This is a genomic window from Hyalangium ruber (genome assembly GCF_034259325.1).
Lineage (GTDB): Bacteria > Myxococcota > Myxococcia > Myxococcales > Myxococcaceae > Hyalangium_A > Hyalangium_A rubrum.
The window spans coordinates 696905-715094 of record NZ_JAXIVS010000002.1 but is presented as its reverse complement, the minus strand read 5'-3'; the positions used below and the strand labels follow the sequence as shown (position 1 = coordinate 715094).

The window sequence follows — 18190 nt, the reverse complement described above, 5'->3', positions numbered from 1 at the left end:
CTCGTGGCGCCGGGACTGTGCAGTGTGGCGCCCTGCCACACACCGCTACCCGCCGAAAGCCCGTGGGGTTCCGAAGGGTTGGTGTGTCCAGCAGAGTCATCGGTGCTTCCTGCCCCACTCCCGGAGGCCCTGGTGGCGGTGAGGTACACCGCCGTTGTGGGTGCAATTTTACATAAGCTCGGTAGGTCTGCAAGCCTTTAAAAAGCGGACCTACGCGGCCACTGGCTCGGCACGCGAGCGGGTGCGCGCCGAGAGCTGGCGGCGGCGGCCCTTTCGCAGCACCTCCAGGCGCACTTCGGGATCACCCGAGAGGGCCATCACCCGCTGCACATCGTCCACGCTGCCCACCGGGTGCTGGTTGATGCCCAGCAGCAGATCCTCGGGCTGCAGGCCGGCGTCATCGGCCGGAGTGCCCTGCTGCACCTGGAGGATGAGCACGCCTCGGGGCTGGCCGGTGTCGCGGGCCTGGGCGGGCTCGAGCAGCACGGCGCGGGCGGCCACGCCGAGGTAGCGGCGCTCCACCTTGCCGCGCTGGATGAGGAGGCTGGCCACCCAGGCCGCCGTGGTGGCGCTCACCGCGAAGCCGATGCCCTGGGCGTAGGGCAGCACCAGGGTGTTGAGCCCCACCACCTGTCCGCGGGTGTTGAGCAGCGGGCCGCCCGAGTTGCCGGGGTTGATGGCGGCGTCGGTCTGGAGCATCCCTTCCAGCACGGTGCCGTCGGGCAGGGTGAGGCTGCGGTTGATGGCGCTCACCACGCCCAGGGTGGCCGACTGCTCCAGCCGGAACGGGTTGCCGATGGCGACCACGAGCTGGCCCATGCGCACGTCCTTGGGGTCGGCGAGCGGCAGGGTGGGGAAGTCGGTGCCGTCGGCGCGCAGCACGGCGAGGTCCGTGGGAGCATCTCCGCCGACGAGGGTGGCCTTGAGCTCCTCGCCGTTGGCGAGCGACACGGTCATCTTTCGCGACTGGCGCACCACGTGGCGGTTGGTGAGGACGTAACCGTCCGGGGTGAGGAACAGGCCGGTGCCGTGGCCGCGCCCGTGCTCCACGCCGACGACGGCGGGCGAGGCGCGGGCCACGAGGGCTTCGAGGTCATCCGAGAACTGTTGGAGCAGTTTCATGGTGGGGTGTGCCTTTCTGGCCGGGGGGACGGCTCACGAGCGCTTGCCGATGGTGAGGGACACCTCGCGCGCCTCGCCGGCGCGCAGCACCTTGGCCTGGACGGTGGTGCCCACCTTCTCGTCGCCCAGGAAGCCCAGCAGGTCCTCCACGCCCTCCAGCGTGTTGTCGCCGAGGCGCACCAGCACATCTCCCAGGAGCAGCCCGGCGCGCTGGGCGGGGCCGTCCGGGTCCACCGAGAGGAAGATGAGGCCCGTCTCGCTGCCGGCGGTGGCCGACAGGTGCTTGGGGATGCGCACGGGGTAGGCGCCGACGCCGAGGTAACCACGGCGGATGCCACCGTGCTCCTTCAGGGCGTTGGCCACGCGGGAGAGCGTCTCGCCGGGGATGACGACGGCGGCGGTGCGGGAGAAGGCGGCGGTGAGCAGGCCCAGGAATCGCCCCTGGGCGTCCACCAGCGGGCCGCCGGAGAAGCCGGGGGGAAGGTCCGCATCGGTCTCCAGGTAGCGGTCGATGCGGCCACCAGCGTGGGTGCGCCAGCCATCGCCGAGGGCGCTGACGATGCCCAGGGTGGCGCGGGTGGTGCGGCCGGGGTGGCCGAGGGCGAGCACCAGGTGGCCCACCTTCACGCCGTCGAGGGAGGCGGGGGCGAGCGGGGTGAGGCCCGAGGCGTCGGCCTTGAGGAGCGCGAGGTCGGTGCTGGAGTCACGGCCGACGAGCTCGGCGTTGACGGTGCGGCCGTCGGGGAGGGTGACCTGGATGTGGCCTTCGTGCTCGACGGCGTGGCTGGTGGTGAGGATGTGGCCGTCGGCGCTCCAGATGATGCCGGTGGCGCCGCCACGGCGGCGGGCCTCCACGCGGACGAGGCTGGAGGCGAGGCGCTCGACGACGGAGGAGATGGACTGGGACAGGGAGGCGAGCTCGGACATGGCGTTTCCTTTCTGGCCAAGAAGCTAAAGGCCTCGGGAAATCGGCACATCGGCGAGACGGTCAGGGAGGAGACCTGACCATTCGGATAGGTCGCCTGTCCTTTAGGAGGGCCTTAGCGCGCCCAGACTGCCCCTAACTCCAGGTCGAGCACCTCGAACGGCTCGGCCCGCACGGTGGCGTTCCCCTCGTGCGTGCCCAGTAGCAGCCACCGGCCTCCTTCCAGCCGATACACCTCCAATAGCTGCGCGACCGGGTCCATCAGCCACAAGTGCTTCACGCCCTCGCGTGCGTAGACACCCATCTTTCGCCCCCGGTCCAGCTTCATCGTGGAGGGCGAGAGCACCTCGCACACCCAGTCGGGAGCCAACGTGGCGCCCACCGTGTCAGGCAACTCTGGCATCCGCTCCCGACGCCACCCGGCGAGATCGGGCACCAGAACGTTCCGCCGGAGATGCAGCTCGGGCTCGTACAGGAGCAACCATCCACCGGGCCCTCCCGTTCCATGGTCAAACGGGTCCATCAATTTGCCCGACAGGACGATCGTCACCCGCGAGTGCTTCATGGCCGGCCTGGGACTCGCGAACAGCTCGCCGTCCACCAGCTCACCGATGACCTCGGGCGGGAGCTTCTCCAAGTCCTCGTACGTCGCTTCCCGTCGCGGCGGCTGCTCGCTCATGCGTTCAGGATGCTGGCCGCTCTCAGGCGCCGCAAGGCCCGCCACCCACTCCCCACCCAATTCCTCGTTCATACCGCCACATTACATCCTACCCCTGACATTCGATGGACGGGAGACGCCCTACCGGGTCGGCAGGTTCAGGAGGTGTGGACCAGGTGGAGGTTCCGGGCGCTTTCGAGGAAGGCATTCAGCCGCTCGACGTCCGCGTGGACCTCGGGGGTATCGAACACGTAGCACTTCAGCACGGGCTCGCCCTGGGTGGTGGCGAGGGTCAGCTTCACGAGCGCCTGCTTGTTGATCTTCGCCGAGGAGGTGGTCGCGGTCATCGGGGCCAGGGTCTCCAGGGGATGCTCCTCGATGCGGGCTCGGAACACCCCCCGGCGAAGGAGCCTCAGGGTCCCCGTGCCACGCCGCAGCGTTCCGGTGTAGCGCCTGGCGCCGCGGAACACCGACAGCCCCCCGACCGTCATGCCGCCCAGGGCGAGCATGAGCCGGAAGCCATCCAGATCGACCACCTGCACCTCGCCGTCACGCTGACGTGAGAGGGCATCGAGGTGCTCCGCGAGCTTCAGCTTGGAGTCGTAGCCAGAGCTGTACTCCGCCCGGAGGGGATAGACGCCCTGGGTGGTGTTGAGCACCACGCGGTAGTGGGTGCGTCGGCCGCTGCCCTTGCTCTCCACCCAGGCGCCCCGCATGGCGCTCCGGGGGAAGTGCTTCGGTTCCGGAGCCATGAGGCCAGGGTGCCGAAGCTGGCACGTTCCTTCGCGCGTACACTCGAGCGAGAAAGGTTCCCAGAGCGAGCCCAGCGTCACCCCGAAGATCAGGCTGACGATGCCGAAGGAGAGCAGCCCTCCCGTGGGCCGCGCCACGAAGTCCAGCTCGGAGGAAGTCTTTCGGGTGATGCGCATGGCGGGCCCTCGGCGTTCGGGGACATCATCCAAGCTTCAGCTCGAAGAACAGCGCTCCTTCGATCGGGTTTCGGTAGTAGGCCGCGATGGGCTGGAAGCCAAGCCCTCGGTAGGTGCCAATGGCGGAGTGCATGGTGGAGAGCGTGTCCAGCCGCATCGCCGAGTAGCCCAGCACCCGGGCCTCCTCAATGACCGCCTGGGCGAGCCGCTGTCCCAAGCCCTGTCCCCGGCACCGAGGCCGGACGTACAGCCGCTTCATCTCGCAGATGCCAGGCTCCAGCTTGCGCAGGCCGACACAGCCCGCGGGCCCCTGGGCATCCATGGCGAGCAGCAGGCACCCGTCCGGGGGCGCGTAGTCGCTGGGGAACTCGCGCATCTCCTGCTCGAAGTCCTGGAAGTCCAGGTCGATGCCCAGCCCGTTCACGTACTCGAGGACGAGGGTGCGCGCCTGTTCCACCTGCTCCGGTTGAAGAGCGGGGAGGATTCGGGTCTCGCTCACAATGTCACCAGCCCCATGCGCGCGGCGCGGACGACGGCCTCGGTGCGCCGCTGCACCCCCAGCTTCGCCATCACCGCGTTCACATGGAACTTGGCGGTGTGCTCGCTGATGGCGAGGCGGTCCGCGATGGCCTTGTTGGACAGGCCCTCGGCGAGCAGCGCGAGCACCTCGCGCTCCCGAGGTGTGAGCGAGTCCGAGCTGGTGCTCGGCGTGGCGGCCCGGGCCGTGGGGCGCACGGGAGACAGGCTCGGCTCGAACACGGCGAGTCCCCGCGCCACGGCCTGGAGCGCGGCGAGCAGCGTCCCCGGCGAGGCATCCCGGAAGAGCAGCCCCCGGGCGCCTGCCGCCAGCGCCAGCTCTCCGGCCGCTTCGTCCGGCACCAGCGCGAGCACGGGAGCCCCCAGTTCGGGAGCCTCCAGGCGCCCCTCGGCGTCCGAGAGGCGCAGGCCCACGTCCCACAGCACCACATCCGGAGGCTCGGCGCGGGTGGCCTCCAGCTCCGCGAGCGTGCCGGAGGCGGCGACGAAGAGCTCCTCGCCGCCCCGGTCGGACAGCGCTCGGGAGAGCGCGCCACGGGCGAGCGGATCCTCGGCGACGAGGGCGAGGCGCAGCAGCGATGCGGGCAGGTCCAGCACGGTGTCCCCCATGCCTAACCGGTCGAGGCACGCTTTGCCGCGCTACCGCGTGCCAGCCGTCGCGCATCCCACACCGCCACCGCGAGCATGGGAAGGGCGACCAGGTCCGTCGGGTCCACCGTGTTGTGTGCGCGACGGCCGAGCAGGCTCAGCACGGCCTCATAGCGCTGGCTGAAGTCGGAGGACGTCTTGATGCCGGTGAAGAGCAGCCCGAAGCCCAGGGCAGCGCAGCCAGCGAGCAGCAGCAGGGCACGGACGAACGGGCGCATGCGAACCCCCCAACGACCCGGTGACTCAGGCCAGCTCCACCCCGTGACCCGCGGTGCTCCCCGCGACGCTGACCCGGGAGGCCTCCTGATGATAGCCGCCCCGGAACGGATGCTTCGCGATGAACAGCGGCGTGTCGAGGTCCGCGTAGTGGAAGCCTCCCAGGCCCGCCGCGAGGTGGGCCGAGGTGCTCATGGCCAGGGTGCTCTCCACCATGCCGCCGATCATCAGCTCCATGCCGGCGGCGCGGGCCAGGTGCCACATCATCAGGGACTCCACCACGCCGCACTTCATCGTCTTGATGTTGATGCCAGTGGCGGCGCGCTCGCGGATCAACCGCAGCACGTCCTCGGCGGAGCGGGCGGACTCATCGGCGCAGATGGGGATGCGCGAGAGGCGGGTGAGCTCGGCCATGCCCGCGAGGTCCTCTGCGGGCACCGGCTGCTCGAAGAGGGCGAGCGGCACCCCGGCGCGCTCCAGCCCCGAGAGGAACGCGCGCGCCCCGGCCACGGTGTAGCCCCCATTGGCGTCGGCGAACAGCCGCGCCCGAGGCGCCACCTCGCGGATGGCCACCAGCCGCTCCACGTCCTGCTCGGGAGAAACAGCGCCGACCTTCACCTTCAGCGTGGTGATGCCCCGGGCGAGGATGGCGCGGGCGGAGGCCTCGGCGTGCGCGCGGTCGCCGGCCGTCACCGTCATGTCGATGTCCAGCTCCGTGCCCGCGCCGCCGAAGAACACCCACAGGGGCACACGGTGGTGGCGGGCGAGCGCGTCCAGCAAGGCGGTCTCGATGCCGCAGCGGGCCGCGGGCTCCCCGGGCAGCGCCTCCGTGAGCCAGGCGGACAGAGGGCGCCAGGCGCGGGCCTCCTTGCCGACGAGCCGCTCGCGCACCGACTGGATGGCGGCCAGCGTGCCGGCCTGGGTCTCTCCGCTGACGGCGGTGAAGGGCGCCGACTCACCCAGTCCCGTGGTGCCATCGGCGAGGGTGATGCGCACGAGCACGTTGTGGGCCACGTGCTGCGCGCCGGTGGCGATGGCGAACGGCTCGGTGAGCGGCAGATCCAGTAGCTCGGCGGACAGCGCGGTGATGAGGGTGGGGTGCATGGATGGGCGGGGACCTTACTACTGGCGCCGTCGCTCCAGCTCGCGGATGAGCGACTCCTCCAGGCCGCGCAGCACCTCCTCGACGTCGAAGGACTCCTTCTCGGAGTCCCACTCCAGGAGCGGATCGGCGATGGCCATGCGCTGGGTGAGCGCCCGGAGCTTCGCCAGGGAGCGCTCCATGGTCTCCAGCAGGACGGCGTTCTCCGGGGCGCGCTGTTGCAGCAGGGCGACCCCTAGCTCCAGCGACTGGAGGGGCGTGTTGGTCCCGTCCCGCAGCACGAGCAGCAGCCGGGCCAGGCGCTCCAGGGACTCGGCCTCGGCGCGCGCGAGCAGCAGCTTTCGTTCGATGCGCTGGGTCCTCACGCGGAAGGCCAGGAGCCCCCACCCGGTGCCCGCCCAGACGAGGGTGATCCACGGCTCCCACGGCATCTGCAGGCGCGTGTGCAGCCCCAGGCCGTACCAGAGTACGACGGCCTCCAGGGCGAAGGCGCCGATGAGGCCACTGCTCAGCGCCGGCCCGGTGGGCGCCAGCAGGCCGATGCCCAGCATCAGCAGTCGGTGCCCCGTGAGCGGCATCCACATGCGGCCCGAGGCGGCCATGGCCACCTCCGCCACGGCGAAGATGACGAGGTGGGGCAGCGCCACGGCGGTGAAGACGCCCGGGCTCAGCTTCTCGCTCGCGTCGCGTCGGCGCGAGAGCAGCAGCGCCAGCAGGACCACGGATTCGAGCACGTGCAGGGCGCGCAGCGAGGGCAGCAGGAGCCGGCCCGGGTGGACCTGCCAGTCGATGAAGATGTAGGCCGTCTCGCCCAGCAGCGAGAGGCCCGTGGCGAAGAGGGCCGCCCACCACGCCCGGCCGCGCTGCGCGTCCGTCGCGGGCAGCGCGAGTCGCCTAGGAGGTGGAGCCTGGGCCATGGGGCTCCTTCACCAGCGCCATCAGCTCCTTCGCGTTGACGGGCTTGGACAGCACCCGCGCCCCGGTCAGCTCGCGCGCCTGACGCACGAGTGGGTGGGAGCGGGCATGGCCGGTGAGGAAGACGATGCCCCCGGTGAAGCCGTGCTCCTTGAGCCAGTGGTAGGCGTCCAGCCCGCTGGGCACGCCTCCCCCCAGGTTGACGTCGAGCAGGGCCAGGCCGCACTCGAGTACCTGCTCCTTGCGGAGCACCATCGCCTCGAAGGAGTCGACGCTCACACAGGCCTTCGCGCCGGAGGCCACCAGCAAGTCACACAGCAGGAACCTCAGGTCGTCATCGTCCTCCAGCACCAGCACCCGTTGCACGACGGCCCCCGTGGTGAGATCGCGAGTGACAGGCTCCAACCGCTGGGCATGGGTCCGCAAGACGCGTGCATGCCCACCGCCTCCTATCGTACAGGCACCCGGGGAGGGGGAGGGGAGGACCCCCGGGGTTGGCGTACACGGAGCTCAGCCCCGGGCGAACACGTACTGCGTGTCGCGGCGCGGCACCTTCACCATGTGAACCGGGTAGGTGAGTGCATCGCCCGCGCCGGACTGGGCCGAGGGGGAGGTCTCCCGATAGAGCACGCACGTCACGGGAGCGCCCAGCACTCCGGAGAGGTCCACCACGCGCACCACCTGGATGTCATGGCCGGTGGTGGACTTGCGGCCGGCGCTGACGACGAGGACGACCTCCTGGGCGAAGTCCACCTCGGCGGCGCTGGGCGGGTAGCGGCGCCGGGCATGCTCGAACCAGGCCTCGTACTCCTCGCGCGAGGAGAGGACATGGTGCTCGGGCTTGTCGCTGCCGTTGAGCCCGTCACGGAACACCTCGCTGAAGGCCGTGTTCTGGGCCTGTGCCTCGCTCATGCGTTACCTCCGGAATCGGTGGGGCACTCTAACCCAAGGGTCTGAAGAGGGGGTCGCGAAGCTGTCTCTGCCCGTTCCTGTAAGTGGTGAGAGACGTTGAGCACCGCCGCCATGAGAGCGGCGAGAAAGAACACGAAGATGCCACCCTCGATGACGAAGCGGGTGCCAAAGACTCCAAGGAGGCCCAGGTACACCAGGACCGCGATCAGCCAGGCGCAGAGGGCATGCCAGGGCAAATCCAGGATCATCAGCATGGGGAGGGCGAACGTGACGCAGGCGATGACCGCGTAGTGCCACCAGGGTCTGTCGCGAGACGGCGGGTCATTCATTTAGCGGTCCAAGAAGTTCATGGCTGCTCGGAGGTCGCCGGGCGCGGGGGCTGGAGGAAGGGCAGGTAGCAGGCGCCTTCCCACTCGTAGGCGTAGTACGGGCACGGAGGCACGGCTCCTCCGTGCTTGATCCAGCACCCACCCCGGATCGCCTCCTCGCTCTTGCCACAGGGAGCGTGCTGCTGACCCGGCAGGGGCTTCTTGGGGATGTCGCGGCGGACGCCTGTCGGACGAGGCGGCGCATCCGGCGTGTCTTCCTCCACCTGGGCGCTGTCTCCCAGCGCGACCGTGCCAGCATCTTCACAGCCAACGAAGCTCCCCTCGGGCAGCCAGTCCGTGGTCTGCGTCATGCCGACCACCCACAGCGCGATCGACGCGGCCAGGACCATTATTCGCTGCCAGGAGCGCAATCGCGCGCGAGCTTGAGTCGTTGCGGCTTGGCAGCCCGCAGAGGGCAGGGGCTCCGCAGGAGGCGGAGCGGCCTCGGGGACCGGTGTCTCGGCGATGTGCTCCAGTGCTTCGGCGAGCTCTTCCGCCGTGCCGCGTGCCTCGGGCCACACAGAGAGCATGCGGAGGATCACCGCGCTCAAGCGCGGATCGACCTGGGGGTTGAGCGCCAGCGGAGGCTGTGGCCCCACGCTCTCCGGGTACCAGGTCCGCGCCGTGTCGGCCTCGGGCTCGGTGGGCGGTGGGTACTGGCCAGTGACGAGCCGGTAGGCGGTGACGCCGAGCGCGAACACGTCATCGGCCGGCCCTGCGGTGTAGTGCGCCTCTTTGTCGAGGAGCGAGCGCAGGGCGAAGTGCCACGCCTCGGGAGCGCGGTACCCATTGGTCCCGGGAGGAAGCGCCTGCCACGTCAGGCGTTCGGCTCCGGCGTAGTTCCCAGCGCCGAAATCGATGAGGAAGGGGCGGCTGTCGGAGTGCCGCACCAAGACATTGCTGCCCTTCACGTCCCTGTGGACGGCGCTGGCCGAATGGGTCGCCTGGAGGACACGCGCGAGTTGGGCAAGGAGCCGTGCCATCTGCCGGGACGTGGGGGAGTACTCCAGAGCCCAGTCGTACAGCGGAGTTCCTTCCACCCACTCCATGACAAGGCAGGGGTAGACAGCGGCCGAGGGATGCCGCCAGTACCCATGGTCACTCAGGAGCGGGACATTGGGGTGGCGGATGCGATCGAGCAACACCGCCTCGCGCTGGAAGCGAGGATCCCATGGGAGGAGGGCGAGCTTGAGGGCTACAGGCTTTGCGCCCTCCTCGCCCACGCGGACGGCGCGGTAGACAGCCCCATAGGTTCCTTGGGCGCTGCTGCCCAGCACGCGCCAGGGGCCCACCTCCGTACCCACGGGGAGCCGGGCTGGATGCAGATCAGAGTCTCGCGCTCGTCCCATGTCACCCTTGCCCGCGCCTATCGCTCGCCCCAGAGGAACGCCAACTCCAACTCGAGGGCCTCGAAGGGCTCGACCCGCACCAGCGCCCCGCCGGTATGCGTGACGAGCAGTGTGTAGCGTCCTTCTTCGAGCCGGAAGAGTTCCAGCGTGCGCAGCACCGGGTCCACCAGCCAGACATGCCGAACGCCTTCGCGCGCGTAGACGGGCAGTTTGACCGCCCGGTCCAGCGCGGCCGTTGACGTGGAGAGCACCTCGCACACCCAGTCCGGAGCCAGGGTGAAGGCCGCGGTGCGAGGAGGTTGGGGCATCCGCTCCCGGCGCCAGCCGGCAATGTCCGGCACCAGTGCATCCCCCTCGACGTGCAGCTCTGGCTTATCGAGGAGGATCCACCCCCCAGGGCCACCGCGTCCCCGATCGAACGCGACCAACAACTCGCCGCCCAGTCGGGAAGCGGCCACCGTGTGAGGCGCCGCCGGCCGAGGGCTGGCGTACAGCTCACCGGCGATGAGCTCCCCCACCATGTGCTCGGGGAGTGCCTCCAAATCCGCGTAGGTGGCTGGCTTCCGTTCCATTCCTTCCCCATGTTCCTCGACGCCCATGCCCGGTTCCATAGGAGGCAGGCATAGCGCTCGGGTCTGACGTCTTGCGTCGCGCGTCTGAGAACCGCCCTCCCAGGTTGTCTCCGGAGGACCCTGGATGCAAGGGGCCCGGCGTGCAGGGAATCGAAGGATCCGCCGATTCCGCAGGAGCATCCGCCCTGGGAAGTCCCCAGCCCGGCCCTTATCTCTTCCGCATCAGGAGGTCGGAAGTGAAGCGTGAATCCGGAGTGAAGGACGTGGTGATTGTCGGGGGCGGCCCCGCGGGCCTGAGCGCGGCCCTGGTGCTCGGGCGTGGCCTCAAGAAGGTGCTGCTCTGTGACTTCGGAACGCCGAGGAACGCGGCCGCCGAGCACATTCAGGGTTTTGTCACCCGGGATGGCACGCCTCCCAGCGAGTTCCGAAGGATCGGCCGAGAGCAGCTCCGTCCCTACGACGTCGAGCTACGGGAAGTCCGCGTCCAGCGCATCGAGCCGCTCGCCTCTGGCTTCCGAGTAACCCTGGATGGTGGCGAGGAGGTGCGGACCCGGCGCGTGCTGCTGGCGACGGGAATGGTGGACGAAGTCCCGGATCTGCCCGGCTATCGCGAGCTGTGGGGCAAGAGCATCTTCCAGTGCCCCTATTGCCACGGCTGGGAGGTGCGCGAGCGCTCCTGGGGCGTGCTGGCCACGAGCCCGATGTTCCTGGACTTCGCCCTCTTCGTCCGGGGCTGGACCCCCGACGTCGTGGTCTTCACCGAGGGCAGCTTCGAGATACCCGCCGAGCAACGGCACCGGCTGGCCCAGGCAGAGGTGCGGTTGGAGGAGCGGCGCATCCGGCGTCTGCTCGCCGACGAGAAGGGGGAGCACCTGAGGGCGGTGGAGCTGGAGGATGGCACCCAGGTCGTTCGGGAGGTCCTGTTCGCGAGACCGCCTCAGCGCCAGGTCGAGCTCGTCCAACGCCTGGGCCTTGCGCTCGATGACCAGGGCTTCGTGCGCGTGAACGAGCACAAGGAGACCTCCCTTCCGGGCCTCTTCGCGGCGGGAGACCTTACGACCCTTCTGCAGGGAGCGCTCCTGGCGGCGGCGGCGGGAGCCACCGCCGCGTACATGATGAACCACACGCTCAACATGGAGGGAGTGGTTGAAGTCGGCTCTGGCCATCGCTAGGACACAGGGGATGCCCAGGAGTCGAGCGCACGGCGAGCACCCGGCCACCCCAGCGCGCGAGGCGTTCGAGTCGGGACGCGTGCCCTTGTGGGTGGGGCCCTATCGAAGCTCGTCGTCGCACGGTGCCGCGGGCTCCTCCGTTCACTCGTACGCCGTGATCCTGTTGATCACGCGAGGACACTCGCGCATCCAGCACGCGGGGGAACTCTCGCTTCAGGAGGGGGACGTTCACCTCATCCCTCCCGGCGACCCCCACGGCCCCGCACACGCTCAGGACGCGGAGGGCTGGGGGCTCGCGTTCCGTCCCGAGGCGTTCGCGCAGGGAAGCGGCTGGGGAGAAGAGCCGGAGCTGTGGCTGCGCCCCTTCCTTCAGATCCGTGGCGGTTGCCACCCGGTGCTGCGTCCCTCGGCGGCCCAGCGTCGTCGGCTGGAGGGGTGGCTGCGCGCCATGGCGACGGAGTTCGAGGGAGAGGCGAGGGGGCGGGACGAGGCGCTGACCGCCCTCTTGAGACTCGTCCTCATCGAGCTGGAGCGGATCGAGGTCCCGGTCTCGGCCCCCGTATCGGCCGGCCTGGGCCTGACGCGCCAGGTCCTCTCCTATATCGAGCTGAACGGCCTCAAGCCCTTGTCGCTCGCGGACGTGGCCGGCGTAGTGGGGCGCACCTCCACCCATGTGGCGACCGTCGTCCGGCGCGAGACGGGCCGCACGGTGGGGGACTGGATCCTCGAGCGGCGGATGGCGGAGGCCCGCAGGCGGCTTCGGGGAACGGACGAGCGTGTGGACATCATCGCCGAGCGGGTGGGCTATGCGGACGTGACGCACTTCATCCGCCTCTTCCGGCGTGTCCACGGGCTCACTCCGGCTGCTTGGAGAAGGAAGGTGTTGGCGGTCTCGCCCGAAGCGCCGTCGTAAGGCCGTGGGCACACAGAGGGACCAGCCCCTCCGTCGGCGGGGTTCGTCAAAACCTGTCAGACAACCAGACAGGTTTGGCGAGAGTGCGACCCGAGGGGGCCCTTGAACCCACGGTGTAAAGGGAGTCCGTGAGCCGAGGGAGAGCGGGACGGCCGGCGCGGGAGGACCCGTCCGCTGACGGGGGGCCCCGCGCCGAGACGAGGGACCCGCGACCTGCGTACCCCCACCGGTGAGCCCGTCCTTCTGTTCGGCGGCGCGTGTCAGCGGCCGGCTAACGCTGGCGGGACATGTTTTGGAGGACGCGGGCTCGCACCTGCGCCTCCCGCTTGAGTCCGCGGTCGATGGCCTTGAGCTTCTCCGCCTCGCGTGTCCGTGGCGGACCGTGGGACTCCAGGGAGGCGAAGAGCCGGGTGATCGTTGCCGTGACTTCGTCCACGGCGCGGTCGAAGGCCGCCTGGTTGGCTCGCGAGGGGGCCCGCATCCCGCTCAGCTTCCGGACATATTGGAGGGCCGAATCACGGATCTCCTCCTTGGACGCGGGCGGCTCGAAGTGATGGAGCAGCTTGATGTTCCGGCACATAAATCGATCATGCCAGAGGAGGGGGGCCGTTCGCCCGGGAACGTAGAGCGTGCTCCCGAGCGAGCGCGAAGAAGCGCGGACGGATGACGGACATCCGGTACTGCTCCGCGTTGCGATAGCCCCGAGCGCGGTAGTGCTCCAGCAGCGCCGGCTCGGCACGCAGCCTGGCGAGCGAGGAGGCCAGCACCTCGGGCGTGTTCTCTCGGACCTGCAGGCCCGACTCGCCCACCGCGTCGACGATCCCTCCGCCCGCGCCGGCGTACACCACCACGAGCCCCCGGGCCTGCGCCTCGATGGTGGTCAGGGAGAACGCCTCCAGGCGCCGCGACGGGAAGACGCAGACGTCGAAGTCGGAGAAGCGCTCCACGAGCCGCTCGCGGGGCAGGTGTCCCTCGAAGTGGACGCGGGCCTCCAGCCCATGCGTGGTCACCTCGGCGCGGAGTTGGTCCAGGTAGCCGGGCGAATCCTCGCCTCCCACGACTGAGAGGGACACGTCCTCGGGCAGGTAGCGCATCGCGGACACGGCGATGTCCGCGCCCTTCCACGGCGTCAGCCGTCCGGCATACAGCACGCGCAACGAGGGAGCCCGCTGCCCCTCGGGTCGAGGCGCATAGAACCGATCCGGAATTCCATGAGGGAGCACCGTGTGCTCGAGCTCACAGGGATCGACGGCGAAGTAGTCGTCCGCCATGCGCCGAGCCGGGAAGAGCAGCGCGTTCATGCCCGCGCGAATGGCGCGCAAGTTGGCCAGGAAGAACCCGGACTGCGTCGCGCTCTGCACGTCGGTGCCATGGCAGATGCCCACCTTGGCGATGCCCGGAGCCTCCTCCGCGAAGGCGCGCGACAGGCCGAAGTTGAGGTGTTGGCAGTGGATGAGCGTGGGGCGGAAGTCGGCCACGTGGCGGGCCACCTCTCGCCGGAGCTGCTGGACGTACGCGTCGAACCCCTCCTGCGTGCGCGCCTTCCGCGCCTCCAGGAAATGCACGTCCTCCATCGCCCACCACCGGCCGGTCCCTTCCGGAGGCGCCAGGGTCAGGAAGCGCACCTGCACGCCGGGCGGCGGCTGGCTGTACCAGTCGTCGCAGAGGATGGGGCTGCCCCCGAAGGGCGTGAACGGAATGTCGATGCCGGTGAGGATCCTCATGGCGTCTCCCGGTCGAAGTCCCGGTAGACCTCCGAGGCCCGAGGCCCCCGGCTGCCCTGGTACTTGCCCTGGTAGAGCGTGATGTCGCCGAGCACGGTCCAGAACGTCACCTGCCCGATGCGCATGTTCGGATAGACGCGCACCGGCTGCACCGCGTGGAGCATCAGCGTGAACTGCCCGTGCGAGCCGATGTCGATGAGGTCCGCCGTGATGTGGACGAACAGGCCGATGCGCCCGGTGGAGGACTTGCCCCGCAGTACGGGCACGAACCGGTCGCTGCCGACCTCCTCCGCCGTGTGGCCCAGGTAGAGCGTGTCCGGTCGCAGCTCCAGGCCCTCGGGAGGGAGGTGCAGCGTCATCGTCTCGTTGCTCTTGCGCGAGTCGAGGAGGTGCTCCTTGTAGACCTTGATCGTGTTCCCCAGCCGCAGGTCATACGAGTTGGGGTTGATCTGCTCCTCGCTGAAAGGAGAGATGCGGATGTTGCCTGCCCGCACCTCCTGCTGAATCTTCGGTCCGGTGAGGATCATGGCTGTTCGTCCAGGAGCTTGTGGAACATGCTGGTCTGCGGCCCGGAGAAGCGCGCGTAGCTGTGGGCCTGATGGAGGTAGCGGGCGCCCTCGAGCAGCTCGAGCCCCTCGGGCTTCCAGAAGGACACCTGCCCGATGCGCATGCCCGCGTAGACGATGAGCGGCTGCACCACCTTGAGCTCCAGCGTCCAGCTGTGCCGCGTGCCCAGGTGGCCGAGGTCGGCGGTGATCTGCAGGAACAGCCCCAGTCGCCCCAACGACGAGCGGCCGATGAGGCTGGGCACATAGGTGTCGCTGCCGATGACCTCCAGCGTCGTGCCCAGGTAGATGCGCCGGGGCTGGAGCAGGAAGCCCTCGGGAGGGATTCGCGTGCGCACCGTGTGCTGCTCGCCGCGCAGGTCGATGACGTCGTTGTGGATCTCCACCAGCTCGGGGCCGAGCCGGTAGTTGTAGCTGTTGGGGTTGAGCCGGTCGGGCTCGAAGGGCTCGAGGTCGATCCGCCCTTCGCCCACCGCTCGGGCAATCTCTGGACCCGTGAGGATCATGCTTCGTCCCTTCCTTCCGTCATGCGTGTCTCCGCCGTCGCGCCCAGCACCCGGACGGCTCCCAGGAAGGCCAGGAACATCACCGCGCTGGCGAACAGCGTGGGCAGCGCCGGGTGGAAGCGGACGATGAAGCCCGACACCACGGGAGCCACCGCCATGCCCAGGGAGCGCACGCTGGCCATGGCGCCCAGCACTCGCCCCTGAGCCGAGGTGCCCGCCGCCTGCGAGGCCAGGGCGATGGCGCTCGGCCACGCCAGCCCCTCGAACACCACCTGGAAGGGCAGCAGCAGCAGCAGCAACTCCATGCGCTGGGGCCACAGCAGCAGCGGGTAGATGAGCGCCAGGCCCAGCAGGCACCACGGGAACAGGGCGCGGCTGGTCCAGCGGCGGCTCGCCCAGCGCAGAATCACCAGCTGCGTGAGCACCATCCACACGCCGACGTAGGCGAAGAGCTGGCCGATCTGCCGAGGGTCCGCTCCGAAGCGCTGGATGAGGTAGACGGGAAAGAACTGCACGTAGATGGGCCAGCCCAGCGTCATCACCCCCACCACCGCGAGCAGCGCGCGGACCCGGGGCGAGGACAGCGAGCCCCGAAGCCCGGACAGCGTGGCGCCGAGCCCCCGGGCCACCGAGCCTTCCGGCCGCGTCAGCGTCTCCGGCACGCCGAACCACACCAGGGCGAGGTTGAGCGCCATCAGCGCCGCCGCGCCCCAGAAGGGCATGGCGAAGTCGAACCACGGCCCGAGGGAGGCATCCGCCAGCCACCCTCCCAGCACGGGCCCGATGATGAAGCCAAGGCCGCCCGCGGCGCTGATCAACCCGAAGTGCCGTGCCCGCTCCTCGGGAGCGCTGAGGTCCGCGACGAGCGCCTGGACGATGGCGATGTTGCCGCCCATGAGGCCCGCGACGAGCCGCCCGCCGAGCAGGAGCGGCACGTTGCCCCAGCGCACCGCCAGCCCGCAGAGCACGTAGCCCAGGGTCGCCACCAGCACCGTCACGCGCAGCACCCGCCGCCGTCCGGTCCGGTCCGAGAGCGCTCCCATCATGGGAGCGCCCAGGAACTGCGCCAGCGGAAAGGCCCCCATCAGGAGCCCCAGCACCCACGCGCGGGTCGTCTCGGGAGTGCCGGGTGCGAACATCCCCCCCGACTCGCGCAGCAGCAGCGGAGCCAGGATGGGCAGCACCAGAGAGGCGCCCAGCAAGTCCAGCAAGGCGGTCATGAAGGCCGCCGCCATCGCCAGACGCGGTGCCGCCCCGCGCAACCCTGTCACACCCTGGTAATTCAAATTATCCCGCTTTGACGTTGAGTGCGGGATATCTATACGTGGGGTCTGACAGGGAGCGGGGGCGTGGAGCGGTCAGCAGTTATTGCCGCTCGGGCACTTGCACGCGCCCGCCTTCACCTTCTCCTTGCGGATCTTCTCGGCGTCCATGCGGTAGTCATCGTGCTCGAGACACTTGGTATCGCTGCCACGAGCGCTCTTCATCTTCTCGTGGTCGCGCGTGTCGATCTCACACTCGCCCCGCCCGGTCTTGTAGACGTGGTACTGGTCACCGGCGAGGGCAGGCGCCCCCACCAGCAGCACCGCTCCCACCAACAGCTTCGCCGTCTTGCGCAGCATGGTCGCTCTCCTTCGTGCAGGCTCGGGCGGCGTCATGCCGCCCGCTGCCATCGCGAAGGAGAGCCGAGCCCTCTGACATATAAAGGAGGGGCTACCGACCCGCGACCGCCGGCTTCACGTACTCCTGGGCCAGGGGCAGCAGCGCGTCCTTCGAGGCCGTGCTCAGCTTGAGCTGCGCGGCCGCCGCGTCCGCCGGCACCCCGTTGCGCATCAGGCCCGTGAGCGCCGCCAGCTCGTACGCCCGCTGCGCGTTGATCAGGCCGCCCGAGGCCGTCGCATCCTTCCACGCGTCCGAGCGATCCGTGGTCTGCGCCAGCATCTGCTTCAGGTCCGTCGGCTTCAGGCCCGGGTCCAGAATGAGCATCTTCGCCGCCACGTTCGTCATGCCCGGGGCCGCCATGGAGGTGCCGCTCATCGGCTGGTAGCCACCGCCCGGCACCGAGGAGACCACGTCCGTGCCGCGCGTGGCGTGCGTGGCGTACGGCGCGCCGTAGTTCGAGTAGTCCGCCTTCTGTCCGTTGGGGTCCGCTGCCGACACCACCGCCATGTTCGGCAGCTCGCGGAAGGGCAGGTACGCGTCCGCGTCGTAGGTGTCGATGTCGCGCCCGTCGTTGCCCGCGCTCTTCACGAAGAGCACCTCGGGGTGCCGCTTCATCGCGTCGGTGATGGCCTTCACGTCGGCCTCGGTGCCCACGCGGAAGCTCATGTTCATCACCCGCGCGCCGTTGGCCGCCGCGTAGTCGATGGCCTCGGCCACCTTCTTCGAGTCGAACGGCGAGAACACCCGCAGGGAGATGGAGTTCACGTTGTCCGTGCCGCCCGTGGCGATGCCCGTCACGTGCGTGGCGTGGCCCTGCGACTCGCTGCTGTTCACGTCCGCATCGTTCGTCGAGAAGTCCCAGCCGTGGATGTCATCCACCTTGCCGTTGCCGTCGTTGTCCTTGTCGTCCCCGGCGATCTCCCCCGGGTTCGTCCACAGCTTGGTGTCCAGGCCCTCGTGGTTGATGTCGAAGCCGCTGTCGAGCACCGCGATGGTCTGCTCCGCCTTGTCACGCCCCGCCGCCGCCGCCAGCGACTGGAAGGCCGCGTCCGCCTCCGTCACGTTGCTGGAGATGATCGCCTGCTCGAGCTCCGCCGGCTTGGCGCCCGCCGGCTTGGCCGCTGGCACCTCGTAACCGCGAGAAGACAGGAAATCCCGCATGCCGCGGCGCGCCGTGCTGTCCACCTCGAAGGCATCGCTGGCCCACAACTTCGCGATTTCACGGGCGTCGGCGCTCGCCTCCTTGGGGGCCTTGTCCGCGGCCGGCTTGAGGACGTTCTTCCACTCGTCGGCGGTAACCTTCTTGTCGGCGGTAACGGTCTTGATGGCGTCGCGGATCGTGGTCATGGCGAAAAGCTCCTTGAATACATTGTCGGATAAGGGTTCGAGGAGTT

At 69.5% G+C, this 18190-nt stretch carries 23 protein-coding genes; 2 read left to right on the top strand and 21 right to left on the bottom strand.

What is annotated here, in order from left to right:
• Positions 1–210: 210 nt before the first annotated feature.
• The 14 genes from SYV04_RS07995 to SYV04_RS07930 all read right to left on the bottom strand — a co-directional run bounded on the left by SYV04_RS07995 (position 211) and on the right by SYV04_RS07930 (position 10253).
• Positions 211–1122, bottom strand: a complete 912-nt coding sequence (locus SYV04_RS07995; RefSeq protein WP_321545042.1) for a S1C family serine protease — start codon at positions 1120–1122, stop codon at positions 211–213.
• A gap of 33 nt (positions 1123–1155) precedes the next feature.
• The gene (locus SYV04_RS07990) at positions 1156–2049 is read right to left on the bottom strand and encodes a S1C family serine protease (protein ID WP_321545041.1); all 894 of its coding nucleotides are present in this window, start codon (positions 2047–2049) and stop codon (positions 1156–1158) included.
• Positions 2050–2162: 113 nt separating this feature from the next.
• The gene (locus SYV04_RS07985; RefSeq protein WP_321545040.1) at positions 2163–2726 is read right to left on the bottom strand and encodes a Uma2 family endonuclease; all 564 of its coding nucleotides are present in this window, start codon (positions 2724–2726) and stop codon (positions 2163–2165) included.
• A 137-nt stretch (positions 2727–2863) separates the two neighbouring features.
• Positions 2864–3634 (bottom strand): hypothetical protein, encoded by a 771-nt coding sequence (locus SYV04_RS07980; RefSeq protein WP_321545039.1) that lies wholly within the window; start codon positions 3632–3634, stop codon positions 2864–2866.
• A 25-nt stretch (positions 3635–3659) separates the two neighbouring features.
• Entirely contained in the window at positions 3660–4133 is a 474-nt protein-coding gene (locus SYV04_RS07975) for a GNAT family N-acetyltransferase (protein ID WP_321545038.1), read from the bottom strand.
• Complete coding sequence (locus SYV04_RS07970) at positions 4130–4780, bottom strand: response regulator transcription factor (protein ID WP_321545037.1); 651 nt, start codon at positions 4778–4780, stop codon at positions 4130–4132. The genes SYV04_RS07975 and SYV04_RS07970 overlap by 4 nt, the downstream gene beginning before the upstream one ends.
• Before the next feature lie 2 nt (positions 4781–4782).
• Positions 4783–5037 carry a hypothetical protein gene (locus tag SYV04_RS07965; protein ID WP_321545036.1) on the bottom strand — a complete coding sequence of 85 codons (255 nt, stop codon included), beginning with the start codon at positions 5035–5037 and terminating at the stop codon, positions 4783–4785.
• 25 nt (positions 5038–5062) lie between these two features.
• Positions 5063–6139 (bottom strand): dipeptide epimerase, encoded by a 1077-nt coding sequence (locus tag SYV04_RS07960; protein WP_321545035.1) that lies wholly within the window; start codon positions 6137–6139, stop codon positions 5063–5065.
• 18 nt (positions 6140–6157) lie between these two features.
• A complete protein-coding gene (locus SYV04_RS07955) occupies positions 6158–7054 on the bottom strand; it encodes a hypothetical protein (RefSeq protein WP_321545034.1) in 897 nt (298 codons plus the stop codon).
• The gene (locus SYV04_RS07950; protein ID WP_321545033.1) at positions 7032–7478 is read right to left on the bottom strand and encodes a response regulator; all 447 of its coding nucleotides are present in this window, start codon (positions 7476–7478) and stop codon (positions 7032–7034) included. Before SYV04_RS07950 ends, SYV04_RS07955 begins: the two co-directional genes overlap by 23 nt.
• Positions 7479–7562: 84 nt before the next feature.
• Positions 7563–7964, bottom strand: a complete 402-nt coding sequence (locus SYV04_RS07945) for a protease complex subunit PrcB family protein (RefSeq protein WP_321545032.1) — start codon at positions 7962–7964, stop codon at positions 7563–7565.
• Positions 7961–8293, bottom strand: coding sequence for a hypothetical protein (locus tag SYV04_RS07940; protein ID WP_321545031.1), 333 nt, complete (start codon positions 8291–8293; stop codon positions 7961–7963). Before SYV04_RS07940 ends, SYV04_RS07945 begins: the two co-directional genes overlap by 4 nt.
• A gap of 17 nt (positions 8294–8310) precedes the next feature.
• Positions 8311–9681: a serine/threonine protein kinase gene (locus tag SYV04_RS07935; RefSeq protein ID WP_321545030.1), complete on the bottom strand. Its 1371-nt coding sequence runs from the start codon at positions 9679–9681 to the stop codon at positions 8311–8313.
• 17 nt (positions 9682–9698) lie between these two features.
• On the bottom strand, positions 9699–10253 hold the full coding sequence (locus SYV04_RS07930) for a Uma2 family endonuclease (RefSeq protein WP_321545029.1): 555 nt from the start codon (positions 10251–10253) through the stop codon (positions 9699–9701).
• A gap of 236 nt (positions 10254–10489) precedes the next feature.
• Here SYV04_RS07930 and SYV04_RS07925 point away from each other — a divergent pair, with 236 nt between their 5' ends.
• Both SYV04_RS07925 and SYV04_RS07920 read left to right on the top strand, forming a co-directional pair.
• Positions 10490–11425: an NAD(P)/FAD-dependent oxidoreductase gene (locus SYV04_RS07925; protein WP_321545028.1), complete on the top strand. Its 936-nt coding sequence runs from the start codon at positions 10490–10492 to the stop codon at positions 11423–11425.
• Between the two features lie 10 nt (positions 11426–11435).
• A complete protein-coding gene (locus tag SYV04_RS07920; RefSeq protein WP_321545027.1) occupies positions 11436–12338 on the top strand; it encodes an AraC family transcriptional regulator in 903 nt (300 codons plus the stop codon).
• A 271-nt stretch (positions 12339–12609) separates the two neighbouring features.
• On the opposite strand, the gene SYV04_RS07915 is transcribed toward SYV04_RS07920, so the two are convergent.
• The 7 genes from SYV04_RS07915 to SYV04_RS07885 form a co-directional block, all read right to left on the bottom strand.
• Positions 12610–12918, bottom strand: a complete 309-nt coding sequence (locus tag SYV04_RS07915) for a DUF2277 domain-containing protein (RefSeq protein WP_321545026.1) — start codon at positions 12916–12918, stop codon at positions 12610–12612.
• Positions 12919–12925: 7 nt separating this feature from the next.
• Positions 12926–14062, bottom strand: a complete 1137-nt coding sequence (locus tag SYV04_RS07910) for a glycosyltransferase family 4 protein (protein ID WP_321545025.1) — start codon at positions 14060–14062, stop codon at positions 12926–12928.
• Positions 14059–14589, bottom strand: coding sequence for a dCTP deaminase (dcd, locus tag SYV04_RS07905; RefSeq protein ID WP_321545024.1), 531 nt, complete (start codon positions 14587–14589; stop codon positions 14059–14061). Before dcd ends, SYV04_RS07910 begins: the two co-directional genes overlap by 4 nt.
• Positions 14586–15134: a dCTP deaminase gene (locus tag SYV04_RS07900; protein ID WP_321545023.1), complete on the bottom strand. Its 549-nt coding sequence runs from the start codon at positions 15132–15134 to the stop codon at positions 14586–14588. Before SYV04_RS07900 ends, dcd begins: the two co-directional genes overlap by 4 nt.
• Positions 15131–16354, bottom strand: coding sequence for an MFS transporter (locus SYV04_RS07895; RefSeq protein ID WP_321545022.1), 1224 nt, complete (start codon positions 16352–16354; stop codon positions 15131–15133). Before SYV04_RS07895 ends, SYV04_RS07900 begins: the two co-directional genes overlap by 4 nt.
• A 138-nt stretch (positions 16355–16492) precedes the next feature.
• Entirely contained in the window at positions 16493–16756 is a 264-nt protein-coding gene (locus tag SYV04_RS07890; protein ID WP_321545021.1) for a hypothetical protein, read from the bottom strand.
• Positions 16757–16847: 91 nt separating this feature from the next.
• Positions 16848–18143, bottom strand: a complete 1296-nt coding sequence (locus SYV04_RS07885) for a S8 family serine peptidase (RefSeq protein ID WP_321545020.1) — start codon at positions 18141–18143, stop codon at positions 16848–16850.
• Between the last annotated feature and the right edge of the window lie 47 nt (positions 18144–18190).